A 13,432-nucleotide genomic window follows, 5' to 3' on the forward strand; every position below is an offset into this window, starting at 1 on the left:
TTATTATCTTTTTTAAAACAGAACTACTAAAAATAAAAAAGACCGCTAAAAAGCGGCCTTTTTTGAATCTCTAAGCTTATGCAGCTAATGCGCCTTTAGCTTTTTCAGCTAAAGCAGCAAATGCTACTGCATCATGCATAGCGATGTCAGCTAATACGCGACGGTCGATGATCACTTGAGCTTTTTTCAAGCCATCGATCATACGGCTGTAAGACAAACCGTTTTGACGAGCACCAGCATTGATACGCGCAATCCATAAAGCACGGAATTGACGTTTCTTTTGACGGCGGTCACGATAAGCGTATTGACCAGCTTTGATTACCGCTTGGAACGCTACGCGGTAAACGCGTGAACGAGCACCATAGTAACCTTTAGCGCGAGCAAGAATTTTTTTGTGACGACGATGAGCCACTACACCACGTTTTACACGAGCCATTTATAATCTCCTTAGATGTATGGGCACATACGACGAACTGAGTTCACGTCAGAAACATGAACCATTACACAGCCGCGTAATTGACGGATACGTTTAGCAGATTTTTTGGTCAAAATGTGGCGCTTGAATGCTTGTTTGCGCTTAAAACCGTGTGCAGTCGCTTTGAAGCGTTTAGCAGCACCACGGCGAGTTTTCATCTTAGGCATAACAACCTCTTTTGAACACCTGTTCGGAACGTTTGCACCATTGCAAAAACGACCTGCAGGTAAGGGAGCCGACATTCTAAAGCATCCCAACTTAAAACAAAAGTAAAATGCTCATTTTTTGATAGGAAATTGTCTATTTTATATAAATGTTATTTTCCATAATCAATTATCAAATTACGAGAAAATCCATAAAATCATCCCATATAATAAGTGCAATCTCTTAAATTCAAAAGAATATGAATATACAAAATGATGCTTTCGCTGCATTGCGGTATCGAGATTTCTCTATCGTTACGATCAATCAATTTTGTTTAACACTTGCAATTTTGATTCAAGAAATTATTGTTGCTTACTCATTATATAAAATCACCAAAGATCCACTGACTTTAGGTTTGATTGGACTCGCAGAAGCAATTCCTTTTATTGCTCTTTCTCTTTGGGGAGGTTATTTCGCAGATAGATTTAATAAACAGATTATTATGAAAATATGTTTATTTTTCTCAGTCCCCCTTCCCTTGGTTTTATGGTTACTTTTCCACTTACATGGTTTAGGGCATATCAGTGTTAACTTCCTTTCTTGGGGCATTTATACAGTTATTTTTGGTTTAGGAACAATCCGTGGTTTCTATAATCCCTCTGCAACATCATTAAAACCATTTTTAATTCCACGCAAACTCTATGCCAATGGTGCGACATGGACAACCATCGGCTGGCAAAGTGGCGTCATTATTGGCCCAATGCTAGGTGGTTTTATGCTTGCTTATTTAGGCCGAGAAACTAGTCTATTTAGTGTTGCTGCGTTACTCGCTATTTGCTTTATTTTAATTAACTTATTACATAAACGTAATTTCCCTAAAATTGAGACTGACAATATTTTAGAAAGTTTAGGAGAGGGTTTCCGTTTTATCTGGAAAACCAAAATTGTTCTTTGGGCGATTTCTCTTGATTTAGCTTCAGTTTTATTTGGCGGTATCATCGCGTTATTGCCAATTTTCGCAGAAGATATATTAAAAGTCGGTCCGGAAGGGCTTGGCTATTTACGGGCGGCTCCATCTATTGGCGCACTTGTCACTATGATTGCTTTGACTCGCTTTCCGCTAACTCAGCATGCATGGCGTAACATGTTACTTGCCGTAGCAGGTTTTGGAATATTCACCATTTTATTCGCCTTCTCGAACAATATGTGGTTATCTCTCTTTGCTCTGGCTATGACAGGCGCATGTGACAGTATTTCTGTTGTTGTAAGACAAACCATTTTGCAAATTTTTCCACCAGAAAATATGCGGGGCCGCGTCGCTGCCGTAAATGGCATGTTTGTGTCTTCGAGTAATGAATTAGGAGCCTTTGAATCTGGTTTAGCAGCTAAATATTTAGGCACCATTACCGCTACAATTTTTGGAGGATGTATGACTCTGGTTGTTGTGACTTTCTGTTGGTTCAAAACTAATGATCTATTTAAAGTGGACATTACCAAAAGCTCAGAAGATTAATTTAAACATTTATAAATTAAAGCATCTTCGGATGCTTTTTTATTTTAAATAAAACCCATAACCACCCAGTAAATAAACAAATAACGCCCTGCTTTAGCAATGATGACTATACCAAGGAAGCGCCAAAAATTTTCTTTGAATAGCCCAGCAACTAAAGTAATGGGATCACCAATGATAGGCATCCAACTCAAAAGTAAGGAGTAAAATCCATATTTATGGTAAAAGCTCTGCGCTTGTTGTAATCGCTTTTCAGAAACTGGAAACCACTTACGATGTTTAAATTGTTCTATCTTTAGGCCTAACCACCAATTGACACAAGAACCCAATACATTACCCAAAGTAGCTATACCAATTAAAAGCAAAGCTGAATATTGCCCCTTTAATAATAAGGTTACCAATACCGCTTCAGACTGTAGAGGTAATAATGTCGCAGCGCCAAAAGCACTCATAAAAAGCAAAAAGTAACTCAGCATACTCAATCACACCAAACGACTTTTTGCTTTAAGCATTTACTAAATTTAGGCAAGAAATTAAGCCACTTTAATTGATAGTGCTTTCTGAACTGCTGGGCGTGCTGTTAAGCGAACAATATATTCTTGTACGTATGGATAGTCTTCAATCTGAATACCTTGCCATTCATAACGCAAAATCCAAGGTAAAATTGCCATGTCAGCAATTGAGTATTCACCAGCGACAAACTTCTGACCAATGAGTTGTTTGTTAAGCACGCTATATAAACGTTTAGTCTCATTTACATAGCGCTCTATAGCATAGGGAACTTTTTCAGGGGCAAATTTATTAAAATGATGATTTTGCCCAAGCATAGGACCTAAACCGCCCATTTGCCACATGAGCCATTGTTCAACCTCAACTCGCTCTTGCTCATCAGCTGGGTAAAATAATCCAGTTTTTCTACCTAAATATTGCAAGATAGCACCCGATTCAAATATAGAAATCGGCTCACCACGAGGTCCATCTTGATCAACAATCGCAGGAATTTTATTATTTGGAGAAATTCTCAGGAAGTCTGGCTGGAATTGATCATTTTCTAAAATATTAATTGGATAAAGGGTGTAATCCAGTCCCATTTCTTCTAAGGCAATTGTGATTTTATGTCCATTGGGAGTTCCCCAATAATATAGATCAATCATTCTATTTTCCTACTCATCGTTATCATGACTGCGTCTTGGTTTATATCATGTTTTAAGAGATCTAATGAGATTTACAATACTAAAAATACATAAAACTCAAGAATTGAATTTCTTAAAAAATATACCAATTACCTTAAATAAAACTGAATAGAGAAAAGTGAAGTGATGTTTTTTTATTGATATGTGGGTAAAAAAAAGCACTGCTTTTGCAGTGCTTTTTTTGAGTATTACTTTTTCTTTTTCGGTCCAAGTAACATACCCATTTGACGGCCTTCCATTTTTGGTGCTTGTTCCACAACCCCAAACTCAGCCACATCTACTTCAATTTTTTGCAATTGAGCTAAGCCAAGTTGTTGATGAGCCATTTCACGACCACGGAAACGTAAAGTGATTTTCACTTTGTTTCCTTCTTCAAGGAATTTCAAAATAGCACGAAGCTTAACTTGATAATCACCAACATCAGTTGCAGGGCGCAGTTTGATTTCCTTCACTTGCACTTGATGCTGTTTTTTCTTCGCATCTTTTTGCTTCTGCTTCAGGTCAAACAAGTGCTTGTTGTAATCCATAATTTTACAAACAGGCGGCTCGGCGTTTGCAACGATCTCAACAAGATCAAGTTCAACCTCTTCAGCAGCACGCAGTGCTTCACTTAATGAAACAATTCCTTTTTGCTCACCTTCAGCACCGACGAGGCGTACTTCTTTTGCACGGATCTCATCATTAATTGCTGGACGGTTGCTTTTTGCACCTTGTTGTTGGTTACGGTCAGGCTGTTTAATCTTTCTTACTCCACAATATACCGGCCACGTTCGGCGACGGCAGACTTCACTAAGTCAATGAATGCATCTACTGACATAGTACCTAAATTTTTTCCTGAGCGGGTACGTACATTTACTGTACCTTCTTCAACTTCTCGATCACCAAGAACTAACAAGTAAGGAATACGCTCTATAGTACGCTCACGAATCTTAAATCCGATCTTTTCATTTCTCAAGTCAGAAATAGCACGAAGACCATTTTCTTTGAGTTTTGCTACGACTTTCTCACAAGCTTCAGCTTGAGAGTCTGTAATATTCATGACACATGCTTGTAACGGTGACAACCAAGGTGGCATGAAACCAGCGTAGTGTTCAATTAGTATACCAATAAAACGCTCAAAACTGCCAAGAATTGCACGATGCAACATAACAGGTTGATCACGATCATTGTCTTCAGTCACGTAAGACGCATCTAAACGTTCTGGTAAATTGAAGTCACACTGAATAGTACCACATTGCCATACACGTCCGAGACAGTCTTTCAATGAGAATTCAATTTTCGGACCGTAGAACGCACCTTCACCTGGCTGTAATTCCCATTCCAGACCTGCTGCATCTAAAGCGTCTGCTAAAGATTTCTCAGCCATATCCCAAAGTGCATCATCTCCTACACGCTTTTCTGGACGTGTAGAAAGTTTCATTTGCACTTCTTCAAAGCCGAAATCTTTATAAACATCTAAAGTGAGCTTAATAAAGTCTGCAACTTCTTGTCCGATCTGTTCTTTAGTACAGAAGATATGAGCATCATCTTGTGTAAAGCCACGTACACGCATAATACCGTGTAAAGAACCAGATGGTTCGTTACGATGGCAAGAACCGAACTCTGCTAAACGAATTGGCAAATCACGGTAAGACTTCAAACCTTGGTTAAAAACTTGCACGTGACATGGGCAGTTCATTGGTTTAACCGCATAATTACGACTTTCTGAATGAGTCGTAAACATGTTGTCTGCATAGTTCGCTGCATGACCTGATTTTTCCCAAAGCGTAAAGTCTACGATTTGTGGTGTTTTAATCTCGAGGTAACCATTGTCTTGCTGAACTTTACGCATGTATTGTTCAAGAACTTGGTAAATCGTCCAGCCATTTGGATGCCAGAACACCATACCTGGTGCTTCTTCTTGCATATGGAACAAGTCTAAGGCTTTACCAATTTTACGGTGATCGCGCTTTTCAGCTTCTTCAATACGCTTGATATATGCAGCAAGCTGTTTCTTATCAGCCCATGCTGTACCATAAATACGTTGAAGCTGTTCATTCTTCGCATCGCCACGCCAGTAAGCGCCAGAGATTTTTGTCAGTTTAAACGATTTTAAGAATTTGGTGTTTGGTACGTGTGGACCACGACACATATCCAAATAATCTTGATGGTAGTACAAGCCCATTTGTGTTTCTTCAGGCATGTCTGCAATCAAGCGTAATTTGTATTCTTCGCCACGTGCAGTAAATTCAGCAATTACTTCATCACGCGGTGTCATTTTTTTAACGACATCATAATCTTGGTCGATGAGCTTTTTCATGCGCTCTTCAACAGCTGCCATATCGTCTAAAGTAAAAGGACGAGGCATCCAGATGTCGTAGTAAAAACCTTCTTCAATGACTGGACCAATCACCATCTTGGCTTCAGGGAATAGCTGTTTAACAGCGTGCCCTACAAGGTGCGCACAAGAATGGCGAATGATTTCAAGACCTTCCTCATCTTTTGGAGTGATAATTTGTAAGGTCGAATCTTCGGTAATTAAGTCACATGCATCAACTAAGCGATCATTCACACGTCCAGCAACAGTATTTTTTGCTAGACCAGGCCCGATACTTTGGGCAACTTCCATAACAGAAACAGGGTGATCAAAATTCTTTTGATCGCCATTTGGCAATGTGATAATTGGCATAAAAAAATCCTTAAGGAGTGATGCCCTATACGAAGGAGCATTTCACCGCGAGATTATGATCGAGGCGAACCTCAAAATATAAAAACGGTGTAAATCAAAATTAAAAATCCTGAAAGATTTTACACTTGTTCAAGCAAAGTGAAAACCTTTAAGCCCATAAAATCATAAATACATTTTGCTTATCAGGTAAACAGCAATAAATGACTTAAAGAATATATTGGGAAGATTTTTTAAACACGCTCAGCACAAGTGGTTTAAGATGAAGAAAATAGCATTTTTGCTCATTTTCTGACTGAAGGGTATTTCTCTTTAAGACTAAAGCATAGATGCTTTGATGAGTATTAAGTCATATTTTCAAAGAATGAATTAAAAATAGAACACGGAGTTGTTTCCCATGGTTAGTGCTTATGATGAATTACCACGTACACCCGCAAATTTTGTTGCGCTATCCCCTTTACGATATTTAGAACGTGCGGCGTATATTTATCCAAATCAAGCTTCAATTATTCATGGTAAGCGCCAAATTTCATGGAAAGAAACTTACCAACGTTGTTGCCAGTTTGCTTCTCAGCTCAAACAACTGGGAATTGAAAAAAATGATACGGTATCAGTCTTGTTGCCCAATATTCCAGCCATGATTGAAGCACATTTCGCAGTTCCAATGACTGGCGCTGTACTCAACACACTCAATACACGCTTAGATGCAAAAACAATAGCTTTCATGTTGGAACATGCTGAAAGCAAAGTGCTTTTGGTGGACCCGGAATTTGTTAATTTAGCAAGAGAAGCCCTCTCTCTTATTCCTGACCAACATATTATTGTGATTGATGTGGCTGATGAGGAATATGAAGGTGAAAATCAGTTTATCGGCTCTTTTGAATACGAAGAATGGATAGCCCAAGGCGATGCTAATTTTGAATGGCATTTACCAGAAGATGAATGGAATGCGATTAGCTTAAATTACACATCGGGCACAACGGGTAACCCTAAAGGTGTGGTCTACCATCATCGCGGTGCTTATTTAAATGCTGCAAGTAATATATTGGCCTGCGGGATGAAACCTCGTGCAGTGTATTTATGGACATTACCGCTTTTCCATTGTAATGGCTGGTGTTTTGCGTGGAGTATTGCAGCAAGCGGTGGAACCAATATTTGTTTGCGTAAGGTCGACCCAGAATTAGTGATGCAACTCATTGCAAAACATAAAGTCGATTATTTCTGCGGCGCGCCTATTGTTCTTTCAATGATTATTAATTTACCTAAAGAAAAGCAAACGGACTTTGACCATCATGTAGAAGTGATGGTTGCCGGAGCAGCTCCTCCCGTTGCCATTATTGAAGGCATGCGGAATATGGGGATTAACGTAAATCATGTATATGGTTTAACAGAAACATATGGTCCTTCTGCCTTATGTGCTTCGCAATCTGGATGGAATGAACTTTCAATTGCTGAACAAGCTCAGCTTCATTCCCGTCAAGGCGTGCCCTATCCATTACAAGACAGTATGCGGGTATTGGACCCAGAAACAATGCAGCCTGTACCGAATGATGGACAAACTATGGGAGAAATCATGTTCCGTGGCAATATTGTCATGAAAGGATATTTAAAGAATCCCAAAGCAACTCAAGAAGCTTTTGCTGGTGGATGGTTTCATACAGGCGACTTAGCCGTTTGCCACCCTGATGGTTATGCAAAAATTACTGATCGCTCGAAAGATATTATTATTTCAGGTGGAGAAAATATTTCATCTCTAGAAGTAGAGGATGTGTTGTATAGGCACCCAGCTGTTTTAACTGCTGCGGTAGTCGCCAAACCTGATGCTCGCTGGCAAGAAGTACCTTGTGCCTTTATTGAATTAAAGGTAGGCGCAGCAGTAACACCTGAAGAGATTATTGAGCATTGTCAAAAAGAGTTAGCACGTTTTAAAGTGCCAAAAGATGTCATAATTACAGAAATTCCAAAAACATCGACCGGCAAATTACAGAAGTTTATTTTGCGTGAATGGGCAAAGGAACGTGCTGAGAATATATAAATAAAAAAGCGACGCCTTGAGCGTCGCTTTTTTATTTAAGCGCATTTAGCCTTGATCGGACAATAATGCAATTTGCTGCACATAGTTAACAAATTTAACTTTTGATGCCTCGATATCTGCTTCACTCGCCTGTTGAGTTTTATCTCGATTGATTCTCAACACATGCTGACGCAAAGTGTGACGTTCCGATGCATTATAAATTTTACTAAATTCAGTAATTGCAGGATCACCCTGTTCAATCATGCGGTCAACCCAACGCATTAATTGAGCCTGTCTTTTTGCGCCTTGCTGCGGGGTTAAATAAGACAAAATAATAGTCTCATCTTCGTTGCGCAATAACTTACCAATACGTTGAAATTGGCGACGACGTGCTTCATAAGAACTAATGTTCTGCACTTCCATTAAAGCATCAATTAAACGCTCATCAACTGGAAGTTTCTGAATTTGTTTAATAGAAAGTTGTGCTAATTGCTCACCTAAAGCAGCCATGCGTTGCACTGCTTTTTTCTGTTCGGTTTTGCTTGCACGTCCTTCTAAAGAACCGAAATCTTCTTCAGTATAACGTTGGGAACCACGTGCCACGATTAATCTGCCTCATAAAATTTTGCTGCGAATAACGCCAGTACTTCACTTAATGCCTGTTCTTCGTCGGTACCATCAATGACCAATCTTAAAGTGGTCCCTTTACCTGCACCTAACATCAGCAAAGACATAATATTTTTTGCATCTACCAAATGATCGCCTTTTCCAATCTGGATCGACGAACGAAACTTTGTAGTGACCTCTATCAGTTTCCCTGATGCACGAGCATGTAAACCGAGTTTATTAATTACATCAACAGTTGTGTCTATCATGACCAGTGCTTCATTTCTCTGTGTAAGACCTGAACAGACCATTCTGCCTCAAGTGCTTGTTTTAGTCTATCTACGATATAAACCGAACGATGTTGCCCCCCAGTGCAACCAATAGAAATCGTCATATAGTGACGATGTCCTTCAGCAAATGCGGGAAGCCATTTTTTTAAGAAGTGAAGAATATCATCAAACATTTCGTTTGCTTGTGGACTTGCTTCTAAAAATTGTCTTACTGGCTCATCCAAACCAGAAAAACGTCTTAATTCTAAATCCCAATGCGGATTTGGTAAATGCCGTACATCAAAAACATAATCGGCATCTAACGGAATGCCATGTTTATATCCAAAGGACTGCAATATGACAATAAGCTTATCTGACTGTCCCAATTTAGACAGTAAAATATGCTTTAAATCATGAACGCTTTTATCCGTTGTATCAATATGAACTGTAGCGCGGAACTGAATTGGAAGCAGTAACTGCTTTTCTTCTTGAATACATTGCAACAGGCTTTTAAAACGGTTGGCTAATGGATGCGGACGACGGGATGCACTAAAACGCGCAATCAAATCCTGATCTTGCGTAGTAAGGTAAATAACGTCAACTGTCCCATGTCTTTGTAATTGCTCAAAAACATGATCGAACTCTTGCATATCTGCCCGAGTACTTCTTACATCCACACCTAAAGCCAATTGCTCTAAGTTATTTTCATGATCTAGCTTTGCCACAATTTCAGGCAGCAATGCCAAAGGCAAATTATCAATACAGTAATAGCCCAAATCTTCTAATACTTGAAGGGCTGAAGATTTTCCTGAACCAGACTGTCCTGTCACGATAAGTATACGCTTCATGGCATGGCTGTCCTTTGATCTCTTTTATTGGGGTGTAAAGGCAACTTCTAAATTATCAATCAAACGGGTTGCACCCAGTTTTGCCGCGATAAATAACACAATATCACGATCAAATTGAGTAGCAGGTAACAGATTTGTCTGACGAGCTTCGACATAATCAACAACAAGACCATTGTCTGTCAACCGAGTTTTGATATCTTCTACAACTTGTTGCAAATCTTTGCCTTGATGTAACTGTTGCTCGGCCTGCTTCAAGCTTTGATAAATAACCGGAGCGACCTGACGGTGTTCAGCGCTTAAATAACCATTTCTCGAGCTAAGCGCCAAACCATCCGCTGCACGAACAATTGGCACACCAATTACTTCTAAAGGAATATTTAAATCTTGCACAAATTGGCGAATAACGGCTAACTGCTGGTAATCTTTTTGGCCAAAAAAAGCATAATTGGGTTGCACAATATTAAAGAGCTTAGTTACAACCAAAGCTACACCATCAAAGTGTCCCGGGCGTGAACTACCGCATAAAGCATCTGTAATCTGGCTTACACTGATGTTAGTTAAACGCGGTTGTGTACCGTACATTTGCTCAACTGATGGAGCAAAAATAATGTCACAGCCTACATCTGCAAGCAAACGACTATCTTGCTCTAAAGTACGAGGATAGTTATCAAAATCTTCGCCCGGCCCAAATTGAGTCGGATTTACGAAGATGCTTACAACTACAACATCACATAGCTTTTTCGCTTCACGAACAAGTGTGAGATGTCCTTCATGTAGATTTCCCATTGTTGGGACAAAACCAATAATTTTACGTGCAGCTCTAGCAGGATTTAGAGAGGCTGCAAGACCTTGTATGGTGGTTTCTGTTTTCATGAATTACAGCTCAACGTGAAAAGTATGTTCTTTAGCAGGGAATGACTGATCAAGCACCGCAGCATGATAAGCTTTAAATGCATCTAAAATGGCAGTTTCACCTGATTGCTCTTTCATAAAATTGCGAACAAAGCGCGCAACTCGACCAAAAGTTAAACCCAGCATATCTTGTACAACCAATACTTGACCATCGGTTGCATTACCTGCACCAATACCAATTACAGGTGTATTTGGGAATAATTCAGCAATTTCTTGTCCTAACTGAGCAGGAACACATTCAAGTAATAACACCGATGCGCCCGCCTCAACTACAGCGGTACAGTCAGCAATGAGCTGATCTGCTGCTTCACGTGTTCTAGCTTGTAATTTATAGCCACCAAATACATGTACAGATTGAGGTGTTAAACCTAAATGTACACAAACAGGCACCCCATTACGGGTTAAAACTTGCACGATTTCACTTAACCATGCGCCACCTTCGATTTTCACCATTTGAGCGCCAGCCTGCATGACTGTTCTTGAGTTCTGCAAAGCATCATTTAAGGTTGCATAACTCATAAATGGCAAGTCTGTCATGATCAAGGCATGCTGGTTACCACGACGAACCGCTGCCGTATGATAAGCCATATCTTCAACGGTGACTGGCAAAGTTGAATCTCGCCCTTGAATTGCCATTCCAAGAGAATCACCAATTAAGATTGTATCAACTTCAGCAAGTTCCATTGCTTTTGCCATGCTTGCATCGTAACAAGTCAGGCAAGAGAACTTGCGTCCTTCGGTTTTAAATTTTCTTAAGTCACTTAGACTAATCATGATGATATCCTCTACAGGAGTTCGCAGAACATAATGAATCGAAAGTTTAAGCCCAAGACTCATCAGCAAGTACAGTCAGCGTCGGCTGCTGTATCAGCTCTAAATCTTTTAGTGGCTGACCATTCAATTGTAAATCTGCATCTAAATCTAATAAGGGAATTACAACAAAATCTCGTTGTAAAATTCCTATGTGCGGCACAGTTAAGCGCTCATTGTGAATTTTTTCATTGCCATATATAAGCAAATCCAGATCTAAGGTTCGCTCACCCCAACGACGAAGTCGTACACGACCAGCTTCTTGCTCAAAACGTTGTAAATGATCTAGCAAATCTAAAGGCGCAAGATCCGTATTTAATTCTGCAACTGCATTTAAATAATTTGGCTGGTCTTGAGGCCCCATAGGTGGACTTTCATAAAGTCTAGAAACTTTAACCATTCCTAACGTCTTAAGCTTAGCAATGGCTTCAGATAAAATTTGACGTGAATCGCCTAAATTACTTCCCAAACCAATATAAGTGGTTATTGTCATTGCGTCGGCCCAAAAACAACTTGGCTTAAATCGCGCTGTACCCGCTTACGTTTTAAAATTGGATGATCACCCGTCACGCCTGCGTCTGAAGAAGACGCTTTTTCAACAAATCGGCTTACGGCCTGATCTTGTCTAGTACGTTCTTTTTTCCCACGGCGAGTGCGTGGTTCCGGAATATCAACTAAAGGTTCAATTTCCGTCTCAACTTTATTATTTTCGATAGGCTCAGCAGCAGCTTTACGGCGGTTTCTAGCTTTCTGACGATTATATTGGCTAATAGTAGCTTCTTTTTCGTCATTCGACATTTCTTGGTAAGCTTCCCACCAGCTTCCCATTCCTTGTGTTGTGTCATCACCTGACTTTTCACGAAGTAATAAGAAGTCAAAACCAGCACGGAAGCGAGCATGCCCTGCCAATGCTTCTATTTGCTGTGGTTTTGGATTGAGCAAACGAGTCTGCATTTCCCAAACTTCACGAATAAACGTTTCTGCAAAGCGAGGAATAACTGTGCGTGTTGCTTGACGTTTTAAAATATCTAAGCCAGCCTGCGCACGGGCTTCAGCCGGCACAATGCCTTTAGATAAGTAAAACTCACAACGTTCTAAAAACGGCTGCCACAATAACACTGCATAGAAAAATGCAGGATTAATGGTTTTACCCACTTGTATACGTTGATCTGTATTCTTTGCTGCTCTTAAAATAAATGGGGTGAGATTAGGTTGAACATCGGCAAAAAGTTGCTTCCAGACACCAAACTCAATCAACATTGGCAAAACACGCGCCAAATGTCCCATTGTGAACAACTTCTGAGATTCATCATATAAACGATGCGGAGAGACATCACGCAATAATTGCGTCATTTCAGCATTAAATATATCGAGAATATTTGAATCAATTTTGAAATTTAACTTGGCCGCAAAGCGTAGAGTTCGCAGCATACGCACAGGGTCTTCTTCAAAACGCTGTGCTGGATCGCCCAATAAACGCAAAGTTTTGTTTTTAACATCGTCAATCGCTTTGCAGAAGTCGAGCACAATACTCTTACGTGGTTGGTAATATAGAGTATTGATAGAAAAATCACGTCGAGCAAAGTCTTGTTCGATGGTACCCCAGTTATTGTCACGTAAAATCATGCCTGAGGCACTCGTAACTGCTTTTTTAGGAGGGGCACGGAATGTTGCAACTTCAATAAGCTCACGCCCAGAATAGACGTGTGCCAATTCAAATCGACGGCCAATGATTCGGCAACGTCGGCCAAAAACTTCTTTAATTTGAGCAGGTGTCGCATTGGTGACTGCATCGAAATCTTTAGGATTAAACCCTAGCATTAAATCACGGACACCACCCCCAACAATATAAGCTTCATAGCCAGCTTTAGTCAGGCTATCGATCACATCTAAAATCGAAGAAGGAAGTTGGGCTGTGGACAAACCACATTTTGACGCTCGCAAGGTTTGCAAAAGACGCTGTCTCCTACGTCAGGACGTAAATAA

15 protein-coding genes are annotated in these 13,432 nt (G+C 40.0%); 2 read left to right on the top strand and 13 right to left on the bottom strand.

Annotation, left to right across the window (positions count from 1 at the left end; all coding sequences use genetic code 11):
* Positions 1 to 76 precede the first annotated feature (76 nt).
* Together rplT and rpmI are read right to left on the bottom strand one after the other, a co-directional pair.
* Positions 77 to 436: a 50S ribosomal protein L20 gene (gene rplT, locus AC2117_RS15685; RefSeq protein WP_000124858.1), complete on the bottom strand. Its 360-nt coding sequence runs from the start codon at positions 434 to 436 to the stop codon at positions 77 to 79.
* An 11-nt stretch (positions 437 to 447) separates the two neighbouring features.
* Entirely contained in the window at positions 448 to 642 is a 195-nt protein-coding gene (rpmI, locus tag AC2117_RS15690; protein ID WP_003655048.1) for a 50S ribosomal protein L35, read from the bottom strand.
* A 236-nt stretch (positions 643 to 878) separates the two neighbouring features.
* Between rpmI and nreB the strand changes: the two genes are divergently transcribed.
* Positions 879 to 2,132: a nickel resistance MFS transporter NreB gene (gene nreB, locus AC2117_RS15695; RefSeq protein WP_133975321.1), complete on the top strand. Its 1,254-nt coding sequence runs from the start codon at positions 879 to 881 to the stop codon at positions 2,130 to 2,132.
* Between the two features lie 44 nt (positions 2,133 to 2,176).
* Here nreB and AC2117_RS15700 read toward each other — a convergent pair whose 3' ends face one another.
* The 4 genes from AC2117_RS15700 to thrS all read right to left on the bottom strand — a co-directional run bounded on the left by AC2117_RS15700 (position 2,177) and on the right by thrS (position 5,990).
* A complete protein-coding gene (locus AC2117_RS15700) occupies positions 2,177 to 2,605 on the bottom strand; it encodes a YqaA family protein (RefSeq protein ID WP_133975322.1) in 429 nt (142 codons plus the stop codon).
* A gap of 57 nt (positions 2,606 to 2,662) precedes the next feature.
* Positions 2,663 to 3,283, bottom strand: coding sequence for a glutathione S-transferase N-terminal domain-containing protein (locus AC2117_RS15705; protein ID WP_133975324.1), 621 nt, complete (start codon positions 3,281 to 3,283; stop codon positions 2,663 to 2,665).
* Positions 3,284 to 3,510: 227 nt separating this feature from the next.
* Positions 3,511 to 4,062 carry a translation initiation factor IF-3 gene (infC, locus tag AC2117_RS15715; protein ID WP_080026316.1) on the bottom strand — a complete coding sequence of 184 codons (552 nt, stop codon included), beginning with the start codon at positions 4,060 to 4,062 and terminating at the stop codon, positions 3,511 to 3,513.
* 5 nt (positions 4,063 to 4,067) lie between these two features.
* The gene (thrS, locus tag AC2117_RS15720; RefSeq protein WP_133975326.1) at positions 4,068 to 5,990 is read right to left on the bottom strand and encodes a threonine--tRNA ligase; all 1,923 of its coding nucleotides are present in this window, start codon (positions 5,988 to 5,990) and stop codon (positions 4,068 to 4,070) included.
* Positions 5,991 to 6,384: 394 nt separating this feature from the next.
* On the opposite strand from thrS, the gene AC2117_RS15725 reads away from it, so the two are divergent.
* The gene (locus AC2117_RS15725; protein ID WP_133975328.1) at positions 6,385 to 8,022 is read left to right on the top strand and encodes an acyl-CoA synthetase; all 1,638 of its coding nucleotides are present in this window, start codon (positions 6,385 to 6,387) and stop codon (positions 8,020 to 8,022) included.
* Positions 8,023 to 8,067: 45 nt separating this feature from the next.
* Here AC2117_RS15725 and yjgA read toward each other — a convergent pair whose 3' ends face one another.
* From yjgA to pcnB, 7 genes are read right to left on the bottom strand one after another with little or no spacing between them, the layout of a single operon-like run.
* Complete coding sequence (yjgA, locus tag AC2117_RS15730; protein WP_042894990.1) at positions 8,068 to 8,604, bottom strand: ribosome biogenesis factor YjgA; 537 nt, start codon at positions 8,602 to 8,604, stop codon at positions 8,068 to 8,070.
* Between the two features lie 2 nt (positions 8,605 to 8,606).
* Positions 8,607 to 8,876, bottom strand: a complete 270-nt coding sequence (locus tag AC2117_RS15735; protein WP_042894989.1) for an HPr family phosphocarrier protein — start codon at positions 8,874 to 8,876, stop codon at positions 8,607 to 8,609.
* Positions 8,873 to 9,724 carry an RNase adapter RapZ gene (gene rapZ / locus AC2117_RS15740; RefSeq protein ID WP_042894987.1) on the bottom strand — a complete coding sequence of 284 codons (852 nt, stop codon included), beginning with the start codon at positions 9,722 to 9,724 and terminating at the stop codon, positions 8,873 to 8,875. The genes AC2117_RS15735 and rapZ overlap by 4 nt, the downstream gene beginning before the upstream one ends.
* A 24-nt stretch (positions 9,725 to 9,748) precedes the next feature.
* On the bottom strand, positions 9,749 to 10,597 hold the full coding sequence (panC, locus tag AC2117_RS15745; protein WP_133975330.1) for a pantoate--beta-alanine ligase: 849 nt from the start codon (positions 10,595 to 10,597) through the stop codon (positions 9,749 to 9,751).
* A gap of 3 nt (positions 10,598 to 10,600) precedes the next feature.
* A complete protein-coding gene (gene panB / locus AC2117_RS15750) occupies positions 10,601 to 11,410 on the bottom strand; it encodes a 3-methyl-2-oxobutanoate hydroxymethyltransferase (protein WP_003655024.1) in 810 nt (269 codons plus the stop codon).
* 46 nt (positions 11,411 to 11,456) lie between these two features.
* Positions 11,457 to 11,939: a 2-amino-4-hydroxy-6-hydroxymethyldihydropteridine diphosphokinase gene (folK, locus tag AC2117_RS15755; protein ID WP_133975332.1), complete on the bottom strand. Its 483-nt coding sequence runs from the start codon at positions 11,937 to 11,939 to the stop codon at positions 11,457 to 11,459.
* Positions 11,936 to 13,399 (bottom strand): polynucleotide adenylyltransferase PcnB, encoded by a 1,464-nt coding sequence (gene pcnB, locus AC2117_RS15760; protein ID WP_133975334.1) that lies wholly within the window; start codon positions 13,397 to 13,399, stop codon positions 11,936 to 11,938. Before pcnB ends, folK begins: the two co-directional genes overlap by 4 nt.
* Positions 13,400 to 13,432: the final 33 nt, after the last annotated feature.

It is taken from the genome of Acinetobacter calcoaceticus (assembly GCF_900520355.1).
GTDB classification, from domain to species: Bacteria; Pseudomonadota; Gammaproteobacteria; order Pseudomonadales; family Moraxellaceae; genus Acinetobacter; species Acinetobacter calcoaceticus_C.

Bases quoted from the DNA above. Each gene is read 5' to 3' on its own strand.
- rplT (WP_000124858.1), bottom strand. From the start codon at position 436: ATGGCTCGTGTAAAACGTGGTGTAGTGGCTCATCGTCGTCACAAAAAA.
- rpmI (WP_003655048.1), bottom strand. From the start codon at position 642: ATGCCTAAGATGAAAACTCGCCGTGGTGCTGCTAAACGCTTCAAAGCG.
- nreB (WP_133975321.1), top strand. From the start codon at position 879: ATGAATATACAAAATGATGCTTTCGCTGCATTGCGGTATCGAGATTTC.
- AC2117_RS15700 (WP_133975322.1), bottom strand. From the start codon at position 2,605: ATGCTGAGTTACTTTTTGCTTTTTATGAGTGCTTTTGGCGCTGCGACA.
- AC2117_RS15705 (WP_133975324.1), bottom strand. From the start codon at position 3,283: ATGATTGATCTATATTATTGGGGAACTCCCAATGGACATAAAATCACA.
- thrS (WP_133975326.1), bottom strand. From the start codon at position 5,990: ATGCCAATTATCACATTGCCAAATGGCGATCAAAAGAATTTTGATCAC.
- AC2117_RS15725 (WP_133975328.1), top strand. From the start codon at position 6,385: ATGGTTAGTGCTTATGATGAATTACCACGTACACCCGCAAATTTTGTT.
- AC2117_RS15735 (WP_042894989.1), bottom strand. From the start codon at position 8,876: ATGATAGACACAACTGTTGATGTAATTAATAAACTCGGTTTACATGCT.
- rapZ (WP_042894987.1), bottom strand. From the start codon at position 9,724: ATGAAGCGTATACTTATCGTGACAGGACAGTCTGGTTCAGGAAAATCT.
- panC (WP_133975330.1), bottom strand. From the start codon at position 10,597: ATGAAAACAGAAACCACCATACAAGGTCTTGCAGCCTCTCTAAATCCT.
- panB (WP_003655024.1), bottom strand. From the start codon at position 11,410: ATGATTAGTCTAAGTGACTTAAGAAAATTTAAAACCGAAGGACGCAAG.
- folK (WP_133975332.1), bottom strand. From the start codon at position 11,939: ATGACAATAACCACTTATATTGGTTTGGGAAGTAATTTAGGCGATTCA.